This window comes from Pseudothermotoga elfii DSM 9442 = NBRC 107921, assembly GCF_000504085.1.
Classification (GTDB): Bacteria; Thermotogota; Thermotogae; order Thermotogales; family DSM-5069; genus Pseudothermotoga_B; species Pseudothermotoga_B elfii.
Window position 1 is genome coordinate 1968331 of sequence record NC_022792.1, and the last position, 21266, is coordinate 1989596.

Consider the following 21266-nt stretch of genomic DNA (forward strand, 5'->3'; position numbering starts at 1 on the left):
ACTGACAACGTAAGCAGGCGTAGCTTCAAGCGGTGGAGCGCCGCCTTGGTAAGGCGGAGGGTGTGGGTTCGAGTCCCACCGCCTGCTCCAGTTTTATTTTTCCACAATGCCGTGTTTTATTATGTCTATCATCGCATTGCTTTCATCAAGCAATTTTTTAACATCTTGCTTTATATTCTCCGGTTTGGATCTGTAGACTTCAAAATATACCTCCGTAAGCCCCCTAAAGAGGCACACGATAAATTTAATAGCAATTTCTGCTGTTATGCCATCTCTCAAGTTCAATTTTTGTATTTTCTCAAACAAAATATTAAAAAAACTCGTTTGAAGTTCCTTGAGATCATTGACAACTTTTGTTTTGACTTGGTCAGGTGCACTCATGAGAGTTGCCAGAAAATCAACCATTTCAGGCTTTTCATAAGACAACTGTACTTTTCTGATGGCCCAGGCTTTCATCATATCGAAAGGATCGTCATTTTTATGGCTTTCGACAAATTTATTAAATTCCTCCAGAGTTTGACCCAAGACCATCTTGTAAGTCTCGTAATATAAATTTTCCTTATCTTTGAAATAATGGAATATCAATCCCTTGGCAACCTGAGCATTTTTCGCTATCTGATTGGTAGAAGCTGCTTCGTATCCCTTTTTCCCAAATTCTTCCATCGCAAGCATGAGTATCTTGTCTTTTTTCTTGTAAGACATATATCTATCACACCAGGATATCTTTTTTGGAGTAAACGATCAAAGATAGCAACAGTGATGTAGGAATAAGCAGTGCATAAAAATATAAAAACGATTGCTCTAAGCCAGATTTAATAACAGCAGAAGCATCTGAATAAGAAAAGGGCGTAAAATACTTCAAAAATTCCGCCTTCTCTGTCAACTTTGAAATCACATTTAAAATATACAGAACAAACATAATTCCGAGAGAAAGTGAAAACGCGTTTTCAGGCCTTTTCAAAGTTGATCCAACAAGAAAACTAATACTCATAATGGCTATGTGAAGTATTATCTGAGACAACCAGAAGATCCAGAATTTGCCGGTATCAAAATCACTCTGTTTGAAAATGTTCAGAACCATTAATGAAGACAGAGAAACGACTACATCAAAAATAATCAATTCTGAGATTGATTCACTGAATTTGCTCAGAACAACACTGATACGATTGACTGGCCTTGTAAGCAGAAACTCTACAGTTTTTTCAATTTCTTCTCGAGAAACACTTCTTGCTCCAACAATCACGGCAAAAACACTTCCAACCAGAGTAATATATATACTCGATACCATGGCAAGATAATTCAATATATTTGAAAAATCAATATCTTCAAGATTGAAAAGCTTCACGAACGCTTTTGGCATGATTTTCATCCATCTGGTAAGGAGTTCTGTTTCAGAGGCAAACGATGGATATATAGAAACATACATAAATTGAATTGCAACAAGCACAATCGTCCAGATTAACACACTTTTCATATTTCTTTTTAAATCCCAGCGATAAATATTCATTTTGACTCCTCCTTGTAGTAAGATATAAAAATCTCTTCTAAGGAAGGATCCTCTATCCATAAATCATTTACTTTCAACCCGGAAAGTTTTTTGATCAGATCGCCGATTAAACCATAATAAATAAAACTCGTAGTACCATTTTCACTCTTAAAATCTTTTATTTGCAGTACATTTTTCAAAGTACTGGGATTTTCATCAGTCTTCAATTTCACAATTTTATATTTCTGCTTCATCAGATCATCTATTTTTTCTGTCCTCAGAATTTTGCCATCCTTTATCAAAGCGACTCTGTCGCAAAGCTTCTCAACTTCACTCAGAATGTGCGATGAAAAGAAAACAGTCACACCTTTTTTTCTTTCCTCCTTAAGAATTTCAAACAATAAATTCTGTATGAGCGGATCCAAACCATTCGTTGGTTCATCAAGAATTAGCAATTTTGGCTTATGCATCAATGCTTGAACTATGGCAACTTTTTTCTTATTTCCCATAGAAAGCTCTCTAAATCTTTTCTTTACGTCAATCGAAAAATTTCTGCACAGCTTTTCTACATAACTTTTTTCGGCAGTCTTATAAAACCTGGCGGTGTACTCCAGAAAATCTTTAACTGTTACCTCAGGATAGAAATTCACTTCGCCTGGTATATAACCTATTTCATTGCGAAGTTCCTCTCCATATTCGCGTAAGTCTTTCTCAAATATTTTTATGGTTCCATGATTCGGAAAGATCAACCTGAGGATTAATCTGATTGTAGTTGTTTTACCAGCACCGTTTGGACCAATAAACCCAAAGATTTCACCCTCCTGAACTCTGAGGTTTACTTTTTCTATTCCCCTGCTTTTTCCATAATACTTGGTAAGGTCTTTTACCTCCAGCGCGTTCACACTATCTCCTCCTCTAACTGGCTGACATATAGTATTTTATCACTTTATTGACCATGTGGTCAATAAATTTTGAACAACATTGACATGCTGCAAAAAGATATGATAGAATGAATGTTGATTTATTAATAGTATTATTGATTAACTATAAAGAAATAGAGGTGATAATATGTCGCAAGTCGTTACCTTCGGAGAAATCATGATGAGGCTTTCTGCTCAAAGTCACTTGAGATTGATTCAGGCGTCACAGTTTGATGTTACATATGCGGGCGCCGAAGCAAATGTCGCTGTTTCGCTTGCTAATTTTGGTATAGATGTTGCTTTTGTAACAAAATTGCCAAAAAATGATCTGGGGCTGGCAGTTTTACGCATTCTCAGGCAATATGGTGTTGACACATCATACATATGTTTTGGTGAAGGTAGGCTCGGACTTTATTTCCTCGAAACAGGTTTTTCCCAGAGACCTTCGAAGGTTATATATGACAGAGCCAACTCTGTTTTTGCCCTCTCGAATCCCGATGATTTTGACTGGGATAAAATTCTGGAAAATGCGAAATGGTTCCACTTTACAGGCATCACACCAGCTCTTTCAGACAACCTTGTTGAATCATGCAGAAATGCCTTGAAAAAATCGAAAGAAAAAGGAATTATGACATCCTGTGATCTGAATTACCGCGCAAAATTATGGAGTGAGGAAAAAGCAAGGCAAGTAATGAGTGAGCTGGTTGAATATGTTGATGTGCTTTTTGCTAACGAGGAAGATGCAGAAAAAGTTTTCGGCATTAAAGCAGATAATTCAAATATAATCGAAGGAAAACTAAGCTTGAAAGGTTATGAACAGGTATGTACAAGATTACAGGAAAAATTTGGGTTCAAGAAAGTTGCAATAAGTCTTCGTGAAAGTATCGTAGCTAATGTTAACAAATGGTCTGGAGTTTTGATGGATGGAAAAGATTTTTATTCAAGCAAACAGTATACAGTTCACATTGTTGACAGAGTTGGTGCCGGTGATTCATTTGCTGCAGGCCTAATATTTGGCTTTCTAAACAATATGAAACCTCAGGAATCTCTCGAGTTTGCCGTTGCCGCTTCATGCTTGAAACACACCATCGCTGGAGATTTCAACCAGGTCAGCATCGATGAGGTCAAAAAGCTTGCAAAAGGCGAAGGCTCTGGGAGAGTCGTCCGCTAAGGAGATAATGTATATGGCAATTGGATCAGTTGAAAAGGCACTGAAAATTTTTGAATACGTGATTTCGAAAAAAAATGGAGCAAGAATACAGGATATAGCGCAACATATGAATTTGTCTCCTCCGGCTGTTTACAAACACCTTGAGACGCTCGTTAATTGCGGTTATGTCTACAAAGAACCGCAGACTCACAAATATATCGCATCGTACAAAATAGTTGAACTGAGCAGCATAGTTTTGCGAAACGTCCAGGTCAGAGAAATCGCTCACCCATTTCTTGTAGACCTGATGGAAAAGACAGGAATGACCGTCCATTTTGCAATAAAAGACGGTGACGAAGGTGTATACGTGGACAAAATAGAAAGCGCAAGGACCATACCAACCATTTCACGCATAGGTATGCGAATGAGACTTTATTCTACCGGCTTTGGCAAAGCTATTCTGGCTTTTATGCCATCGGAAGAGCTCAACAGCTATCTTTCAAGGGTGAAACTGGTAAAGCACACACATAACACAATAACTGATCCAGACAGATTAATCCATGAGCTTTCACTCATAAGGCAAAAAGGCTACGCTATAGACAATGAAGAAAACGAGCATGGTGTTAAATGCTTGGGCGCACCGGTGTTTGATTATACAGGGAACGTAATAGGAGGTATAAGTGTTACAGCAGCTGCAACTTCTTTCAGTGAACAAACGATTGTTGTTGTCGCCATGGAGGTTATGAGGACAGCCCATGAAATCTCTAAGAAACTCGGCGCATCTTGAATCAAATATTCAAAACGTCACTGAGTTTTTCATACGATTCTCGAGCGATTCTCTTTGGGTCCATCTCCCAGTACTTCCCATTAAATAATTCCACCGAAACAACCCCATCATAACCTATCTTTCGCAATACAGCAAAAAATTCTTTAATTGGTAACTTTCCATCGCCGGGCATCAATCTGTCATGGTCAGCCGCAACTTCTACTTCATCCAGATTACTCACATGTACCAGAAATATGTTTTCCGGTTTCATGTCTTCAAGTTCACGCAACTTTGAACCACCCTTGAAAAAATGGTATGTGTCTATCACAAGTCCAACGTTGCTCTCGTTCAATTCCTGAATAATATCACGCGCAAGACTAAACCTGCTGATCGAGCAATCTTTTTCTCCGAGAAATTCAAAACCAATTTTCACATAATACTGTTTTGCTAACTTTGAAAACTCTCTTAGGGCGCGCAATGTTTCTTTTTTAATCTCTTTTTCTGAAAACTCCTCTTTCACAAAGCCTGGTATGACAACAATTACTTTAACGCGCAATTGTTCAGCAATAACACAGAGCATTTCAAATTTCTCAAACTTATCTGCAAAATTATCACTGAAAGTAGCCTGCTCGAGCGAGTTTATCGAGTACGGATCCAGAGCATTTTTAATCAGTTCGACACTTATATCATGCAAAGATTTTTCAGCAATGGCTTTAAAAAGCTTTTCTTTCCAAATTTCAATTACGTCAAATCCTGCATCAGAAGCAGAATTGATATCACTAAAAAGATCATGTTTCATAGACGTGACTCCGTTGAACCCTTTAACCCCCTTTTTATGATTAATCGTAGATTATACTACAGCTTTCACTCGCCTATAATTTTGACCAAAACGCGTTTGTCCCTCATACCATCAAATTCCCCATAAAACACCTGCTCCCACGGGCCAAGATCAAGCTTTCCATTTGTGATTGCCACAACAACCTCTCTTCCCATAATTGTTCTTTTCAAATGGGCATCTGCGTTATTCTCAAAACTATCATTATGTTTATACTGTGAATAAGGTTTTTCTGGAGCAAGTTTTTCAAGCCAATTCTCGAAATCCTGATGAAGTCCACGTTCATCGTCGTTTATAAAAACACTTGCGGTTATATGCATCGCATTACATAAAAGCAATCCATCTTTGATTCCACTTTCTTCAACGCATTTTTCCAGAAGATGAGTAATGTTCACAAATTCTCTTCGCCTCTTTGTATGAAACCACAACTCTTTTCTGAAAGTTTTCATTTTATCCCTCCTTAAAAAATCACTTCACTCGAATGGAATATAAAATTAAGATTGATCAAAATGATTGTAGAATAACACATTTTCACTCTTCTGAACATATGTATAAGCCTGAGACAGCTTCTGAGTGTTAGAAATATGTTTCCTTATATATTGACCGCAATTACTACCTATTTTATTTTCCTCAGGTTCTCCGATGCTTAAGATGATTTCAAAACCGGATTTTTTCAACTCTTCCATGAAAACCCTGTGTCTAACTGGAAAACCTGTGGACAGGTCTATATCAGATTCGATTTGATTATTCACCGCGTTATACGTCGGATTCACGGGAGTTATCTTTATCAGGAATTTATCAGGCGAAAATGTGTTTGCTATCTTCTCTGCGCTCACCGTTACTTTATTTGAAAGTGCGAAATTTAATGCTATCTTTCTATCATTGTTTTTTACAAATTTTTCTCCATAAAGAGCTATATCTTTAAACGACCATTTTCGCACAGGTATGATTTCATCGCGTTGATTCTCATCTGTAGAATGAATCGAAAATTGAAGCTGGAATCTTCCTTGGTAATGTCTTTGTTTTATACTCAGCAGCCGATCGAAAAATTCCTCACACCCATACGGGGCTACCGTAGATATAGATGGGATCAAATTCTCGTGATCTGAAACCTTTTCGAGCACAGTCAGAACATTTTTGTTGAGTGCCGGTTCTCCCATTCTCGCAAATTGAATTTTAAATTTTTTCACTTTGACAAGACCATCTGGAAAATACTCTTTTATTAAAAAATCAATCTGTTCAAGCATCTCTTCGGCTGTCAATTTTCCTTCGTAATAACCACCAGCATCGCACATCAGACACCCCACAGGGCAACCTTTCAATGTTGAAATTATCAAAACCCATTTTTCATTCCTTGAAAAAGGTGGTTGAACCGATTGAACAAATTCAACCATGCTTCCTCTCGAAGTTATGCCAATATAAACGGTGGCTATATTTTCTTTACCATACTTTGCAATAATTTTCATTTTTCAACCTCCCAGTATATTCATAGCTGTTTCTATCGCCTGACCAATGGCGATACTCATCTGCCTATGACTGCCATGCGCATCGCCAACGATATATATATCACTGGTGCGCTCTTTGACAAACAACACATTTGGAACCCTTCCAATACAAATCAACAGGGCATCAAATTCATATACTGCCTTATGCGTGGTTAAAATAAGCTTTTCACCCTGGATTACATCCAAAATTGGTTCTGAAAAATGAAAAACAATCGGAGAATTCATAGCCAGATCCCTAAGTCTTTTTATGGCTTTTATTCTCCCACTCCTGCTGAATATATGAACTGACCGGACTCCATTTTCAAAAGCTTTTAGCGCCCCGTCGAGAGCAGCATCTCCTGCACCAAAAACAGCAAGTGATTCTATATCTGCTGGTAAATGTCTGTATTCGTAAACAACATTACTGCTCACTTCAAATTTTAAAATCCTTCTTGGCAATGTACCACTTGCCACAATAATTTTGTCGAAGAGATATTCTTTGGATCTGGTTAAAACTCTACGATTGAAAATTTCCACAACTTCTTCATAAAGAACATTTATAGAAAATTCATTTAAACTCACTTTCAGAGATCTTGCAATCTCTTCACCACTACACGGAGAAATTATTGGTACGTTCTCAACACGCCATGCATTGGCGATGAGACCACCCACAGATTCTTTTTCAAAAACAGATATCTCTATGCCGCAGCGTTTGAGAAAAACTGCGGCGGAAACACCTGCCGGACCAGCGCCTACGATCCCAACATGCATATTATCTCATCTGCTAAACTCACAACTGCAAAACCATGAGCCAAGCTTTTTAAAGATGAAAAATGATACCAGTCATTTTTATCCCAGCACGCATCCTGGGCAACTACGACCTCGTATCCTCTTACAAATGCACTTCGCACAGTTGTCTCAACGCATAAATGTGTCATGACACCGCAAACAACCAGCTGTTTCACCTGTTCTTTTCGAAGACAGTTTTCAAGTTTCGTTTTATGAAATGCATCATATGAATCTTTGTATATAATTTGTGCCTTTTTCTGAATCACCGACAATTCAGTTTGTTGTCCTTCAACGGAGTTTCCCCACCATTGCTTCATCATTTTATTGTTTCCTCTGTGGACAGTACAAAAAACAGGTAAAGCCTTATCTTCAAAGGCTTTTATTAGATCGTTGATTTTTTTCAAAGCGTTCTCTACACCCGGCAGATAAGCTCCTCCGTGCAAATCACAGAAATATCTCTGTACATCAATTACCAGCAAAGCTACATGATTTATCCTGCAAGGATGTCTTCTTCTTTCTTCCAGAAAAAACAAGAAATCACCTCTCAGAATATTTTATCGCAAATATTTTTATTTTCAGGCAATAATAACGAAATCATAGTCAATGCCAATTTAATAAAAAATGCTAAAATCAGTTTGGTAGAGAACAATCATGAGGTGATGTCATTGAAAAATCAATATCAACGCCGTGGGATAATACGTGTTTTACTTATTTTATTTTCAACTGTTGCGATCTTAGATCTTACCTGCCTTAAGGTTGAAGAAGTTAACATTTCTTTTCTTTTACCAGCCATCGTAGACCTCGCAGCACGTTTTATGATAATGTGCCTTGTCTTTGGATACTCTTATGTAATCTTGAAAATAGGTATTTTTTTATTTATGTATGCAAAATACATTTCTGTGCTCGGTGTGTTTTTCATAATCCCTCAGGTTTCTCAAATACAAAATCTACTCGAAGCAGTAGGTGTTACCGCAGTTGCTATCGATTTGTTCTGGTTTTTTCGGGAAACACTCGGCGATCAACTTTGGAAACTGGCTTTTTCAGATTCCTTGACGGGTTTGATGAACAGAGGGGCTTTCTTAAGCGAGGCACGCAAAATTTTAAAACTTTACTCGCAAAAAGGTAAATCAGCAGCTGTTGTTTATCTGGACTTAGACAGATTCAAGTCAGTCAACGACAAACATGGCCATCATATGGGCGATCAGATACTTGAAGCTGTTGGCAAAAGACTCAAATCAGTCGTAAGAAAGAACGATATAGTTGGGCGAATAGGAGGAGATGAATTTGTTATCTTGCTGACAGACATAGATGAAAGAAATATTGAAGAAATAATTCAGAGGCTTGTAAAGACCATTTCATGTCCTGTCACTGTTAATGGTAATCCGTTTTGCGTTGGTGTAAGTGCAGGCATTGCCGTTTTTCCAGAAGATGGTAAAACAATAGAAGAACTGACCAGAAATGCCGATAAAGCCATGTATGAAGCTAAAAATCGATCGATTGGATATATGTTCTGTTCGCAGATTAACCCTGAAGAAGACGAGGTGAAAACATGTACGAGCAGCAAAAAAGATTAATAGTTGAATTTGGATTAAAAATGCTTAGATCAAACCATGTGAGTGGAAGTTCGGGAAACATAAGCGTGAAAATAGATGAAAATCTCATAGCAATTACTCCGAGTGGCATCGCCTACGATAAACTCAATTTTGATCAGGTGCCTGTTATAGATATGAATGGAAAAATAATTGAAGGGAATCTCAAACCATCTATTGAGTATCAGCTTCACACACAGATATACAGAAATTTTTCTGATGTGAACGCTGTTATTCATACACATTCAATTTACGCAACAGTACTTTCTGTGCTTCGAATTCCATTACCAGCAATAACAGAAACTGTTTTGATGTTTTCAAAGCAGATTCCCGTGAGTGAATATGCAAATGCTGGAACAAATGAGCTTGCCAGAAATGTAGTTCGTTGCATGAAAGACAGCAGGGCGGTGTTAATAGCAAATCATGGCCTTGTGTGTGCCGCAAAATCATTAGACGAAGCTTTCAATATGTGCGAAGCTGTTGAAAGAAGTGCCCAGGTATACGTATCTGCCATGTCAACAAACATGCCGATTTACGTCATCGACGAAAAATATGCAGAAGAAGCTATGACGTTTTTGAAGAAAAATTATGGACAGGCAACTGATTTTATCTCTTTTTAGGAATGAGCAACGCTATACCTGAAACTATAATTAAAACACCAAAGACGATCCTCAAGAAAACTGTCTGATAAAAACTCACGCCGAAAAAAAACGCAGTCATCGCGAAAAGAACCATTGCCGAAACGAGCAATCCTTTTTTTCTGCTGGCAAAATAAGCCTGAATCAAACCAGTAGCTGGTGCCATAACAAAAACAGGCCAGAGAAATTTCAGATAAGAAAAACCAATAACTGAACAAAAAAGAAAAAGAACGCCAATGGTTGTTAAAATACCTCCGGGAACGAATCTACCGTAAGATTTTCCAAAAACCCCAAATTCAAAGCCGAGACCAAGCGCAAGCAAAATAACTGACCACACGAGATTTGCGTTAAGATCGAATATCAAAACTATTCCAAGAATTATGAAAAAGATACCAGCAAGTGCTGCACTCAGAGTTACTTTACTCATCCTCTTCCCTCCTCAATTGCCAAAATCTTTTTCGATTTGAAGCGCTCTCAAGTAGGTCTCCTGAATAGTCTTCATAAGAGCACCTCTCACGCCTTCTCTTTCCATTCTGTAGATACCCTCAATTGTTGTACCTGACGGAGATGTTACTACATGCCTGAACTCTCCTGGATGATTTCCAAGATTTGAAAGAAGTTCCGCTGAACCTATCATGGTTTCCAGAATCATAGATCTTGAGATCTCATAAGAAAGCCCCATTCTGATACCCGCATCAATCAGCGCTTCTATAATAACAAAAATGAACGCAGGAGCACTTCCACTCAGAGCAGTAACGGCTGCAAGCTGATATTCTTCAACCTCTACTACCTTGCCAAGGCAGGAAAGAATGAGCTGGCATTCATTCCACATTTGATCATCAATTGCTTGAGATTTAGATGCTGCTACAACTCCTTTCCCAATTTTTGCGGGTATATTTGGCATAATCCTTACCACATTGTTGCAACGAGTCTCTTTGAAGATCTTATCTATCGATATGGCTGTCATAGTACTGATAATTAATCTCCCATTAAATTCTCTAAGCTCAGAAAACACTTTCTGGCTATCTTGCGGTTTGACACAAAGAAATATTAAATCACACAACTTTGAGATTTTCTCATTGGTTCCAACCAAACAACCCATCGATAAAAAAGGTTTCAGTTTTTCTGACGATCTATTACTCAAAATAATTTCACCCGGACAAAAAATCCCAGATTCAACCAACCTATTAACTATGATCGAACCTATGTTGCCAACCCCAACAACACCCACCATTTACTCTTCCTCCTTGATGATTTTCTGGTTTAATAAAATACAATAAGCCGATTTTCTTAGAAAATCCCTGAAACGACTGTTTATCTGCCCTTTTTCATTGATAATACCATATTTATGGGAAATAAAAGATTTTGATTTGCACTTTACATGGTGGTAAATTACAATATGAAAGTCATTTTCATTTTATGAAAAAACACATTAGCATCAAAACCAAAAAGGAGGGATCATGATGCGAAAAATCGCAGTGGTGCTTCTCAGCGTGATTCTTTTAACAGTGATCTTTGCTGAATGGAAACCAGCCAAATCAATTACGGTAATTGTTCCCTGGTCAGCTGGCGGCTCAACAGATCAGGTAACAAGAATGATAACAAGCCAGATGGAGCCTTATCTGGGAAGAAAATTCATCATCGTTAACACCCCGGGTGGGGCAGGTTCAATCGGTACAGTCAATACCTGGAATGCGTCACACGATGGCTATACATGGACAGCAAATGCTGTGCTTGACCTGACGAAATACGCTTTGCTGGAAGAAAGCATCACTTTCACACACAGAGATTGGAAATATTTTCTGCCGATTTACGCACCAAATGTTGTTGTTGTCAATCCCAGCTCTCCATATCAAACAATAAACGATCTTATTGAGGCTATGAAAAATAACCCGGAAATACCAATAGCCTCGGCTGGTACTGGAAGTGGCGGTCATGTTGCTGCTGAAATATTCGCCGAATATTTCAACGTTAAATATAGGCACGTTCCATACGCGGGCGGTAATCCCGCAACAGTTGCTGTAGTCTCAGGAGAGGTTGTTGGGAACATGCAATTTTCTATGGAAGTCGCCGATATGCTAAGGGCAAAAAGATTGAGGGCACTTTGTACATTAAGTGCCGAGCCTCTAACAATTTCCGGATACGGTACCATCCCGTCTATTCGAGAATGGTATCCAGATTTTCCTGACGTCGGTGCTTACTTTGGTTTGATAATTCCCAAAGATGTCCCCATGGAGATTTTAGAAACAGTTGGGCAAATATTTGAGAAAGCAGCAAATTCAAAGGCAATGAAAGATTGGGCAGATAAGCAGGGGCTTGTTTCTGTATGCGTGTATGGAGAAAAAGCAGATCAAATAGTTGAAGAAACTGCAAGGCGTGTAACCTGGTTGCTTTACGACAGAGGAGTTTTGAAAATATCCCCGGAAAAATACAACATACCCAGAATTGGGAAATAGTTGATTATTAACAGCGCCCTTCGGGGCGCTTTTCAGGAGGTTTCATAAATGAAAGATAAAATCACAGCTCTTGTCTTTATAACACTGGCTTTATTTTTTCTCATCGGTGCATTGAGAATGCCCACAACTACGGAATATGGAAAATACGGTTCGCCAGGGATTGTTCCAGTGGTTTTCTCAGTATTAGTGATTATCCTTAATCTGATCATGCTTTTGAGAAAGCAAAAAACAACAGAGACTATATCAAATGATCCAGAGGAAAAAGAACGTAATAAAAAAGAAATGAAAAGACTTTTGGTTTCCGTTGCAACTTGTTTAGTCTATGTCTTACTACTTGGTCACATTAATTTTATCGTGCTCACAAGCATCTTTACTTCTGCTTTATCGCTTATGTTCTTTAGAAAGAAACCCGCCTTGGTCATAGGTGCATCAGTTCTTGTAACCATTGGAATTTATTATCTGTTTGAAAAACTATTTCTCTTACCGCTACCGTAAAGGGGAGTATGTTAATGCATGTCCTTATTGATTATTTCAAATACCTTGTTGAAATCATAACTGATCCGATTATCCTTTTCAATATGGCATGGGCAACATTGCTTGGAATGCTTGTTGGTACATTACCGGGACTGACAGCTACACTTGGTGTAGCAATTCTCACAACCCTCACTTTTGGTTTTCCCACGAAAACAGCCATAGGAATGCTTGTAGGTGTTTATATAGGAGCAATATATGGAGGAAGCAGAACTGCGATCGTGTTGAATATACCTGGAACCCCTGCCAATGCAGCAACCACGGTCGATGGATTTCCACTCGCCCGATCTGGGCAAGCAGGTTTTGCATTGAATGTGGCCACAATTATGTCTGGCATTGGTTCTGTTATCGGGGCAATTTTTATAGTTACGCTTGCACCCCTTTTGGGAAAACTTGCACTCGAGTTTGGTTCCTGGGAATTTGCTGTTCTTGCAGTTTTTGGAACAGTTATAGCCGGAAGTTTGACGGCACCAAAAGATCCACTAAAAGGGTGGATTGCAGGATTCCTGGGATTGATGATTTCGCAGATAGGTCTGGACGAAATCACATCTTTTCCAAGATACACTTTTGGAAACATTCAACTTTATGGTGGCATAGCCCTGTTACCTGTTCTGGTTGGTGTATACGGAATACCAGAAATATTGATGAATTTGAAAAGAACAACAAAAATGGAAGTAGCGCTGAATTTCTCAAAAAATAAATCTTCGGTATCTTACGGGAAAACAATTTTGAAAAATTGGATAAACATAATCAGATCAGGAATAGTAGGAGTTTTCATAGGAGTCATTCCCGGAGTTGGTGAGGATGTTTCTTCGTGGGTTTCATACGACCTGGCAAAAAGGTCTAGCAAAGAACCTGAGAAATTTGGTCAGGGTTCCCTTGAAGGACTAACAGCAGCAGAAACAGCAAATAATGCCTGTGTTGCAGGTGCGATAATCCCTGTTTTAACGCTCGCAGTACCCGGAAGCGCTCCAGCAGCAGTCCTCCTGGCTGCTTTATGGATCCACGGTGTCAGAGCTGGCCCACTATTACCAATAGAACATCCTGAGATGATAGGAAATGTGGCAGCAATGTTCACTATAGCGACAATATTGATGGTTATCTTTGGCCTTCTGGTAACAAGACTGTTCCTGAAAATATTACTTGTTCCCACGGAAATACTTATGCCCATAATATTTGTGCTCTGTGTGGTTGGGACATATGTACTCAACGGTCGTATGTTTGATGTATGGATCATGCTTCTTTTCGGTCTGCTTGGTTACTTCATGAGACTGAACGATTTCCCCGCAGCACCTTTCGTACTGGGTTTTATCCTTGGGCCAATGGCTGACACAAACCTCAGGCGTGCTTTAATGCTATCCAAAGGCAGTCTATTGCCATTTTTCACACGACCCATATCATTGATTCTCCTAATAGCAATGTTTTTGGTAATGTTTTCCAAATATTTCTCAAGAAAAAGGGGGGCAAAAAATGAGTAAAATCAGGGTAGGCATAGCCGGAGCAGGATTTGTCTCCCATATTCATATGGCTGCCTATGAGGAGAACAAAAATCTATTTGAAGTAGTCGGAGTCTGTGCTTTGCATCCTGAAAATGCAGAAAAATTTGTGAAACGATATGGTTTGAAAAAAATATATAAAGATTACTACGAGCTCTGTAAAGATAACGAGGTGGATGTAATAGATATCTGCGTACCAACAAACGTACATGAACAAATTATATCGGCATGCGCCGAGCAGGGAAAACACATCATATGCGAAAAGCCACTCACAGGTTATTTTGGCGAAGACATGCCTGATGTTGAAAAAGTCGGTGAAATAGATAAGGAACACATGTACAGGCAGGTAATCAAAAAAATAGCCGGCATAGAAAACGCTTTAAAATCATCTAATATAAAATTTATGTATGCTGAAAATTTCGTATATGCGCCTGCTATAACCAAAGCAAAAAAATTGCTATCAGCTTCAAAGGCTCCTGTTTTAGAACTCAGAGCGGAGGAAAGTCATTCGGGATCACACGCATCATATTCGCGGAGATGGAAAACAGCAGGCGGTGGAAGTCTTTTAAGAATGGGATCTCATCCAATTGGGGCCATCCTGCACCTGAAACATTTCGAGGGTAAGTTAAGATATGGAAAACCTGTAAAAGCGAAAACAGTTTTCGCAGAAACCGGAAATTTGACAAAAATAGAGAGTGTCAAAAATTTCGACAAACCCTTCATGGTTACAGATTGGTATGATGTGGAAGATTGGTCATGCAGTATTGTTGATTTTGAAGATGGCTCGAAAGCTATTGTAATATCGAACGACATAAGCCTTGGTGGTGTAAAAAACTTTGTACAGATAAACACAGCAAACGGAATGATTTACTGCAATATAACTCCCAACAACATGATGATTGCCTACACACCTTCAGAAGATGCCTGGAAAAACGAATACATAGCAGAAAAAATAGAAACAAAGTCTGGTTGGACCTTTCCGTCACCGGATGAGGATTGGGTAAGAGGCTATCCTCAAGAGATGAGAGATTTTGCACTGGCAATCCTTGGAGAAAAAGAACCTGAGTCGGATTTTGAGCTCGCAAAAGAGACAGTCAAAGTCATTTATGCAGCTTATTTATCGGCTGAGAAAGGTAAAAGAATAGAGCTTTGAGATGGGGGTTTTAAAATGGATCTTTCGTGTGAATATGTGGGAATCAAGTTAAAAAATCCAATCATAGTTGCTTCATCAGGTCTTGCGGAAAACTTAAAAAACATGAAAAAAGCCGAGGAACATGGAGCAGCCTGTGTGGTTGCAAAATCCTTGTTCGAGGAAAAAATTTGCAGGATTTCTCCCACTCCAAGATTTGAAATTATCGAAAGAAAAATGGGAAAATTAAGATCGCAAACCTTCTATTCTTTCGAGCAAGCAAGCCCGTTCGATGCTCACGAATACTTTGAGGAAATTCGAAAAGCTGTCAACACTCTCTCAATACCTGTTATCCCAAGTATAAACTGTGTCACAGACGAAGGATGGAGTCAATATGCGAGAATGGCAGAAGGTGCAGGAGCACCAGCCTTAGAATTAAATGTTTCATGTCCTCACGGATCGATATCTTTTAGGGGGGGAGATGTAGAAGAAAAAATTCTCTCAGTTGCGAAAATCGTGCGAGATTCAGTAAAGATTCCCCTGATTGTAAAACTGCCAATGCAACTTTCTTCACCGCTTTCTATGGCAAAAATGCTTGAAAGATCCGGTATAGACGGTGTGGTTATGTTCAACAGGCTTACGGGACTTGATATAAATCTTGAAAAAGAAAGACCTGTCCTTCATGAAGGTTATGCTGGTCATGGAGGTCCCTGGGCTTTCAATTATGTTCTAAGATGGATCGCAGCAAGCAGTCCTCATCTGAATATCTCAGTAGCTGCTTCGGGCGGCGTAGGAAGTGGGGAAGATATTATCAAATACATCTACGCCGGTGCGAATGCAGTGGAAGTATGCAGCTTGATATATCTTTCAGGTTACGAAGCAATAGATATGCTGCTCGAACAGATCAAAGCATTTATGGAAAGAAAGTCTTACCCGGATTTTTCTCAGATTAAAGGAAAATTAAGTGGAAAAGCAATTCTCAGCAATGAGCAAATAGATCGCAGACACCTTTTTAAAGCACAAATAAATCAAGCATTGTGCACATCCTGTGGAACCTGCCAAAAAGTATGCATATATGATGCGCCGTATCAATCCGAAAAATCTTATGTTATAAGCGAACTGTGCGATGGATGTGGCCTCTGTGTAAAACTCTGTCCAGTAAAAGCAATAGAAATGGTGAAATGGAGTGAAAAAGCATGAAGAACTTTTTTGCAGACGTCGTTGTAATCGGAGCTGGCGGTGCTGGTATGAGGGCTGCTTTAGCAGCAAAAGAAACAGCACCTGAGCTCGCTGTAATTTTACTGAGCAAAAAACCTCTGGGAAAAGGCGGAACGACAGCCCTTGCCTGCTCGGATAGAATGGCATTTCATGCCACACTTCCCTATACAGCACCAGTTCAAAATAATTGGAAAGAACATGCGATGGATATTTATAGGATAGGCGGGGAAGTTTCTGATTACGATCTCGCTGAAGTTTTATCAAAAGAAAGCGCCGGAGCATTGGAATATCTTATAAATATAGGTGTTCCATTTGTAAAAACAGCTGATGGCAGAGTAGATCAATTCTTGACTGATGGATCAATTTATCCAAGAGCGTGCTACGTTGGTCCTGAAACGGCTGTGGAAATTGCAAAAGCACTTCAAAGAAAACTGGAGGAATCATCAGTTCAAATCGTTGAAAACGTTATGGTTTACGATTTCATAGTGAAAAACAACAGAGTAATTGCTGCAAAAGCAATTGATATCATCTCAGATGAAATATATCTCATCCAGGCCAAAACTTTCGTACTCGCTACAGGTGGGGCGGGTGCTCTTTATTCGAAAAATGTTTTTCCCAGCGAGATGACAGGGGATGGATATGCTGCTGCTCTGCGAGCAGGTGCAAAACTCGTAAATATGGAATTTATGCAAATCGGCATATGCCACCCTCATATGCTCTTTGCAAGTTCTGGCAGCATGTTTAGAAGCTTGCCAAAAATTGTAGATGAAACTGGAAGAGAGTTTCTTAATGACTATCTTTCAGAAAAAGATAAAAATCAACTATCTGTTCTTCAATTTAAAAAAGGGGCTCACTGGCCCATTTCCTATGAATCACCAACGAAGGTTATAGATCTTGCTGTTTACGTTCATAGTTTATGTGGTCACAAAGTGTATCTGGATTTCACAGAAAATCCAGGTTATTTATCAATAAAAGACATTCCCGAAGAGATACTTTCTTGGAGTGAAAAAGCCGATAGAAAATTATTTTATAAAACCACACCATATGAAAGATTAATGAAAATCAACCCAAAAGTGGTGGAATGGCTTCAACAAAGACATATTGATCTTTCGAAAGAACGGTTCGAAGTTCAGAATGCATTGCAGCATTTTCAAGGTGGTGTGAAAATAGACAGAAATGCAAAAACAAATGTCAACGGTCTTTTTGCAGCTGGTGAATGTGCAGGGGGGCAGCACGGGGCAAACAGACCAGGGGGAAATTCACTTCTTGATACACAGGTCTTTGGCAAAATTGCAGGCCAGAATGCAGCACTTGAGGCAAGGAAAATAAACTTCGAGAAGATTAAAATTACCAATAATAAAGTAAAAGGTTCCATACCATCATATCAAGCGAGAAATCAGATAAAGGAAATACTTTCAAATTCAGCTTTTCTTGTCAGGCAGCACAGTGAAATTGTAAAGGCTATCAACGAAATTCAATCGATAGAAGAAAAAGGTATTTGTCTGGATGAAAATGGAGTAGCTTATATGATTGAAACAGAAAATATGCTGCTGCTCTCGAGAGTCATTCTAACTGCTATTCTTCTCAGAGATGAAAGTCGCGGACCACATCTTAGATTTTCTCATTTCGACCCACCAGTGATGAATTTCCTGCCGAGAAAAGACGAATGGAAGAAATATATAATATTCTGGCTCGATGAAAAAAGAAGATTACATTATGAGATAAAAGAACCTATAAGGCCCGAGGAGGATTCAAAATGAAGAGTAGAGCGATGGTTCTCGAAAAATTCAATCATCCTCTTGTTCTCAGAAATTTTGATATTCCCAATTTACCCGAAGGAGCAATCCTCGTAAAATTGCTCGCAAGTGGTGTTTGTGGCAGTGATCTTCACATGGCAAAGGGTGAAGATCCAAGAACACCACTGCCAATAATACTTGGTCACGAGGGAGTTGGGCAAGTCGTACAGATAAACGGAGAAAAATGTGATCTGAATGGAAAAAAAATAAAAACCGGCGACTGGATAATATGGAACAGAGGCATAGTCTGCAATAATTGCTTCTGGTGCAAAGTTTCCAGACAACCCTATTTGTGCCCAAACAGAAAAGTTTATGGAATAAACCTCTCATGCAAAGATTATCCATATCTGCTTGGTGCATACAGCGAATACATGGTTCTTTTCAGAGAAACTGAGATATTAAAAATACCGCAAATCGACCCGGTATGCCTCGTTACAGCGGCATGCTCTGGCGCGACTGCAATGCATGCGTTTGATCTGATATCAGAACCTTTACTCTCAAAAACCGTTGTCATTCAGGGAGCAGGACCACTTGGCGTCTTCTGTGTGGTTGCCGCAAGAACATTGGGCGCATCTCAGGTTATAATGATAAGTGGATCTCAACAGAGACTGGAACTCGCAAAAAAAGCTGGAGCAGATATTGTGCTCAATCGGCATGATATAAATGAAGAAGAAAGAACCAAAAAAATTTTGAGCATCACAGGTAACCGGGGTGCAGATATCGTAATTGAAGCAAGCGGCAATAGCAAAGCTCTGCTGGAAGGTTTCAGGCTGGTGAGACGTGGTGGAATGTATATGATAACAGGTGTTGCTGTACCACAAGAATCAATACCATTAGATGTGTATCATGACCTTGTTTTCAAAAACATACACATTCAGGGAGTCTGGGTGAGTGATGCTAAACATTTGGTACAGGCAGTCGACCTTATTGCAAAACATCCAGAAATATTTGAAAGAATTGTAACACACAGATTGCCGCTGTCTCAGGCAAATGAAGCTCTGAAATTGATAGAAGAAAGGACGGCACTGAAAGTTGCGATCACGTTCTGAAGAAAAAAACGATAAAACATTTCTTGAAAGCCCGAGAAAGGTTCTTTGCATAATTGATTGTATTGTTAAAAGCTCAGAAGGTGTGAGTGTCAGTGAAGTAGCGGAAAAATTTCATATGAGCATTTCAAATGCCTTTAAATACTTGAAACTACTCGAAGAGCTGGGTTTTGTAATCAAAGATGAAAACAAAAAATACTTGCCGGGTTTCAAACTTGTTGATTATGGAAGTGTCATATTGAGAAGAATAAATTTGAGGGACGTGGCAAGGCCGCATCTTTTTGAGCTTGCTTCGATAACTAAGCAAACAGTGAATTTAGTCATAAAAGACCACGATCAAGCCGTTTATGTAGAAAAAATTGAAAGTGCTGAAAGCATGCCTCTGATGTCGCGCGTTGGTATGTCAGTACCACTTTATTGCACAAGTTTTGGCAAAGCTATACTTTCGCATCTATCAGAAAAGGAACTCAACCAGTACCTGTCCCGCGTGACCCTTGTAAAAAAAACCAGTAAAACCATAACAGATCCTCAAAAGTTGATTTCGCATCTAAAACTTGTAAAGGCAAGAGGTTATGCGATAGACGATGAAGAAAATGAGTACGGCGTGAGATGCGTTGGGAGTGCCGTGTTGAATTATGAAGGAAAGCCGATAGGAGCCGTAAGCATAGCTGGTTCCAAAAATAAAATGACAAGTACATGGATAAGAAAATACGCAATTCACGTCGTTAACTGTACGAGGGAGATATCAAAAAAATTAGGATATCAAGATTAAAACTTTACAGAAATTCCCGCTCTTAAATATATCCTGTTATCCAGAGAATATTGTATGCCCACTAATAAGAATAACGCCCGATAAACCCTTACCCTTCCTTCAAGCCATAGATTGATTTGCCCACTTTTGTAAGCACCAAGAACTATACAGTAATCTTCAAAATCTATTCGAGCTCCTACTTTCCATGAAATCGATTCAAATTTCCACTGAGAAAGTGAGATCTTGAAAGGATAAAATTCCGCAAAAAGTGTAAAGTTCTCTGAAATTTTAGAATAGTCTGAAACTCCAAGCAGCAGATAATAATCAGAATCATAGAGAAATTTTGCACCCGCTCTTAATCCATCTTCACTTACAAGATGTTCTACTCCGAAAACAAAACTGAGTGGAATTATCACAAGTCCAGATTGTACTACCAGTGAATCGTTCGCCCAGATTGATGCCTCAACAGCTCCACTTATCCGGGAAAAGTCAGTATAAACATATCCATTCACCTCACTTATCCTATCTGCTGAAGATGTCACAAACATATCTGCAAGTTCATCAACACTCCCAACCATGTAAATATTGTTTTCGGGGAGTTTTGATACAAGTGATGCTTTTGCATATATTGCAAAATACATAGTCTCTTTTTCTGTTTTCATGGTCGTTATGCATATAGGAGAAAAACATTCATTACTGAGCCACATTTCGTTGTCAAACACAGTGGGACCATATGGGTCAGAAAAAGCTATTTTCGTCAGAATCTTATTTTCGTGGACATTCACAGGAGTGAGTTGAATTCTCATACCAACGCCTGTTCTTAACCCTGTTGTAAAAGAGAGTTCCTCCGTCGCTGCAAATAAAACAGCCGGTTTTCCAACAATAGTTGACACCCATGGCCTTGTAGAAATCAATGTTTTTTCATTCTTTGTCCCAAGCTCAAGATTTGCAGTAATAAACGGTGCTTTCATCAAAATTTCCATAGTTTTGGCGTCATAGATCACTTGAAAACCAAGATTGTTGGAATCCAGTTTTTCAACCTGAATATCTTTTAAGTTTATTTTTGTGGCTATCTCTTCATTCAAACGAATTACTTCCAGTTGATAAATAACTACTGTTTCATTTGCAAATACAGCAAAACAGAAAATAAGAAAAGACAGAATCAACATTCTCATGACAAACACAT

23 protein-coding genes and 1 tRNA gene are annotated in these 21266 nt (G+C 38.9%); 13 read left to right on the forward strand and 11 right to left on the reverse strand.

The genetic code is table 11. From position 1 onward, the window contains the following. The first annotated feature begins 13 nt into the window (after nucleotides 1-13). A tRNA-Thr gene (locus tag TEL01S_RS09605) sits at nucleotides 14-90 on the forward strand. A gap of 3 nt (nucleotides 91-93) precedes the next feature. Here the strand turns inward: TEL01S_RS09605 and TEL01S_RS09610 are convergent. The 3 genes from TEL01S_RS09610 to TEL01S_RS09620 are packed head-to-tail and all read right to left on the reverse strand — an operon-like array spanning nucleotide 94 to nucleotide 2388. Beyond that, nucleotides 94-702: a TetR/AcrR family transcriptional regulator gene (locus TEL01S_RS09610; RefSeq protein ID WP_038051474.1), complete on the reverse strand. Its 609-nt coding sequence runs from the start codon at nucleotides 700-702 to the stop codon at nucleotides 94-96. A gap of 7 nt (nucleotides 703-709) precedes the next feature. Continuing rightward, entirely contained in the window at nucleotides 710-1507 is a 798-nt protein-coding gene (locus TEL01S_RS09615) for an ABC transporter permease subunit (protein ID WP_028843672.1), read from the reverse strand. Then, complete coding sequence (locus TEL01S_RS09620; RefSeq protein ID WP_028843671.1) at nucleotides 1504-2388, reverse strand: ABC transporter ATP-binding protein; 885 nt, start codon at nucleotides 2386-2388, stop codon at nucleotides 1504-1506. The genes TEL01S_RS09615 and TEL01S_RS09620 overlap by 4 nt, the downstream gene beginning before the upstream one ends. Before the next feature lie 166 nt (nucleotides 2389-2554). On the opposite strand from TEL01S_RS09620, the gene TEL01S_RS09625 reads away from it, so the two are divergent. Together TEL01S_RS09625 and TEL01S_RS09630 are read left to right on the forward strand one after the other, a co-directional pair. Continuing rightward, nucleotides 2555-3577 (forward strand): sugar kinase, encoded by a 1023-nt coding sequence (locus TEL01S_RS09625; RefSeq protein ID WP_028843670.1) that lies wholly within the window; start codon nucleotides 2555-2557, stop codon nucleotides 3575-3577. A gap of 13 nt (nucleotides 3578-3590) precedes the next feature. Beyond that, entirely contained in the window at nucleotides 3591-4343 is a 753-nt protein-coding gene (locus tag TEL01S_RS09630) for an IclR family transcriptional regulator (protein ID WP_232504362.1), read from the forward strand. Between the two features lies 1 nt (nucleotide 4344). Here the strand turns inward: TEL01S_RS09630 and TEL01S_RS09635 are convergent, their stop codons facing one another. From TEL01S_RS09635 to TEL01S_RS09655, 5 genes are all read right to left on the reverse strand, one after another. Next, nucleotides 4345-5121: a sugar phosphate isomerase/epimerase family protein gene (locus TEL01S_RS09635; RefSeq protein WP_012003895.1), complete on the reverse strand. Its 777-nt coding sequence runs from the start codon at nucleotides 5119-5121 to the stop codon at nucleotides 4345-4347. A gap of 65 nt (nucleotides 5122-5186) precedes the next feature. After that, nucleotides 5187-5606, reverse strand: coding sequence for a secondary thiamine-phosphate synthase enzyme YjbQ (locus TEL01S_RS09640; protein ID WP_012003896.1), 420 nt, complete (start codon nucleotides 5604-5606; stop codon nucleotides 5187-5189). A 45-nt stretch (nucleotides 5607-5651) separates the two neighbouring features. Then, a complete protein-coding gene (locus TEL01S_RS09645; protein WP_012003897.1) occupies nucleotides 5652-6623 on the reverse strand; it encodes a radical SAM protein in 972 nt (323 codons plus the stop codon). A 3-nt stretch (nucleotides 6624-6626) separates the two neighbouring features. Then, entirely contained in the window at nucleotides 6627-7412 is a 786-nt protein-coding gene (locus tag TEL01S_RS09650; protein ID WP_012003898.1) for an NAD(P)/FAD-dependent oxidoreductase, read from the reverse strand. Beyond that, a complete protein-coding gene (locus tag TEL01S_RS09655; RefSeq protein ID WP_012003899.1) occupies nucleotides 7394-7963 on the reverse strand; it encodes an isochorismatase family cysteine hydrolase in 570 nt (189 codons plus the stop codon). Before TEL01S_RS09655 ends, TEL01S_RS09650 begins: the two co-directional genes overlap by 19 nt. A gap of 132 nt (nucleotides 7964-8095) precedes the next feature. Here TEL01S_RS09655 and TEL01S_RS10780 point away from each other — a divergent pair, with 132 nt between their 5' ends. Together TEL01S_RS10780 and TEL01S_RS09665 are read left to right on the forward strand one after the other, a co-directional pair. Continuing rightward, complete coding sequence (locus TEL01S_RS10780) at nucleotides 8096-9004, forward strand: GGDEF domain-containing protein (protein WP_049753376.1); 909 nt, start codon at nucleotides 8096-8098, stop codon at nucleotides 9002-9004. Beyond that, nucleotides 8980-9639: a class II aldolase/adducin family protein gene (locus tag TEL01S_RS09665; RefSeq protein WP_012003901.1), complete on the forward strand. Its 660-nt coding sequence runs from the start codon at nucleotides 8980-8982 to the stop codon at nucleotides 9637-9639. Before TEL01S_RS10780 ends, TEL01S_RS09665 begins: the two co-directional genes overlap by 25 nt. On the opposite strand, the gene TEL01S_RS09670 is transcribed toward TEL01S_RS09665, so the two are convergent. Both TEL01S_RS09670 and proC read right to left on the reverse strand, forming a co-directional pair. Beyond that, a complete protein-coding gene (locus tag TEL01S_RS09670; protein WP_012003902.1) occupies nucleotides 9626-10084 on the reverse strand; it encodes a hypothetical protein in 459 nt (152 codons plus the stop codon). The two genes, TEL01S_RS09665 and TEL01S_RS09670, sit on opposite strands and share 14 nt — an antisense overlap. 12 nt (nucleotides 10085-10096) lie before the next feature. Continuing rightward, nucleotides 10097-10891 (reverse strand): pyrroline-5-carboxylate reductase, encoded by a 795-nt coding sequence (gene proC / locus TEL01S_RS09675; RefSeq protein WP_012003903.1) that lies wholly within the window; start codon nucleotides 10889-10891, stop codon nucleotides 10097-10099. A gap of 226 nt (nucleotides 10892-11117) precedes the next feature. Here proC and TEL01S_RS09680 point away from each other — a divergent pair, with 226 nt between their 5' ends. The 8 genes from TEL01S_RS09680 to TEL01S_RS09715 are packed head-to-tail and all read left to right on the forward strand — an operon-like array spanning nucleotide 11118 to nucleotide 20101. After that, a complete protein-coding gene (locus tag TEL01S_RS09680; protein WP_012003904.1) occupies nucleotides 11118-12113 on the forward strand; it encodes a tripartite tricarboxylate transporter substrate binding protein in 996 nt (331 codons plus the stop codon). 48 nt (nucleotides 12114-12161) lie between these two features. After that, nucleotides 12162-12608: a tripartite tricarboxylate transporter TctB family protein gene (locus TEL01S_RS09685; protein ID WP_012003905.1), complete on the forward strand. Its 447-nt coding sequence runs from the start codon at nucleotides 12162-12164 to the stop codon at nucleotides 12606-12608. Nucleotides 12609-12622: 14 nt separating this feature from the next. Then, nucleotides 12623-14122: a tripartite tricarboxylate transporter permease gene (locus TEL01S_RS09690; RefSeq protein WP_012003906.1), complete on the forward strand. Its 1500-nt coding sequence runs from the start codon at nucleotides 12623-12625 to the stop codon at nucleotides 14120-14122. Then, complete coding sequence (locus TEL01S_RS09695) at nucleotides 14115-15293, forward strand: Gfo/Idh/MocA family protein (RefSeq protein WP_012003907.1); 1179 nt, start codon at nucleotides 14115-14117, stop codon at nucleotides 15291-15293. Before TEL01S_RS09690 ends, TEL01S_RS09695 begins: the two co-directional genes overlap by 8 nt. Before the next feature lie 15 nt (nucleotides 15294-15308). After that, nucleotides 15309-16469, forward strand: a complete 1161-nt coding sequence (locus TEL01S_RS09700) for a 4Fe-4S binding protein (RefSeq protein WP_012003908.1) — start codon at nucleotides 15309-15311, stop codon at nucleotides 16467-16469. Beyond that, nucleotides 16466-18247 (forward strand): FAD-binding protein, encoded by a 1782-nt coding sequence (locus TEL01S_RS09705; RefSeq protein WP_028843668.1) that lies wholly within the window; start codon nucleotides 16466-16468, stop codon nucleotides 18245-18247. The genes TEL01S_RS09700 and TEL01S_RS09705 overlap by 4 nt, the downstream gene beginning before the upstream one ends. After that, nucleotides 18244-19332, forward strand: coding sequence for a zinc-binding dehydrogenase (locus tag TEL01S_RS09710; RefSeq protein WP_012003910.1), 1089 nt, complete (start codon nucleotides 18244-18246; stop codon nucleotides 19330-19332). Before TEL01S_RS09705 ends, TEL01S_RS09710 begins: the two co-directional genes overlap by 4 nt. After that, the gene (locus TEL01S_RS09715) at nucleotides 19316-20101 is read left to right on the forward strand and encodes an IclR family transcriptional regulator (RefSeq protein ID WP_012003911.1); all 786 of its coding nucleotides are present in this window, start codon (nucleotides 19316-19318) and stop codon (nucleotides 20099-20101) included. The genes TEL01S_RS09710 and TEL01S_RS09715 overlap by 17 nt, the downstream gene beginning before the upstream one ends. Here TEL01S_RS09715 and TEL01S_RS09720 read toward each other — a convergent pair. Continuing rightward, a complete protein-coding gene (locus TEL01S_RS09720) occupies nucleotides 20098-21255 on the reverse strand; it encodes a hypothetical protein (protein ID WP_144313096.1) in 1158 nt (385 codons plus the stop codon). The genes TEL01S_RS09715 and TEL01S_RS09720 overlap by 4 nt on opposite strands. Nucleotides 21256-21266 lie beyond the last annotated feature (11 nt).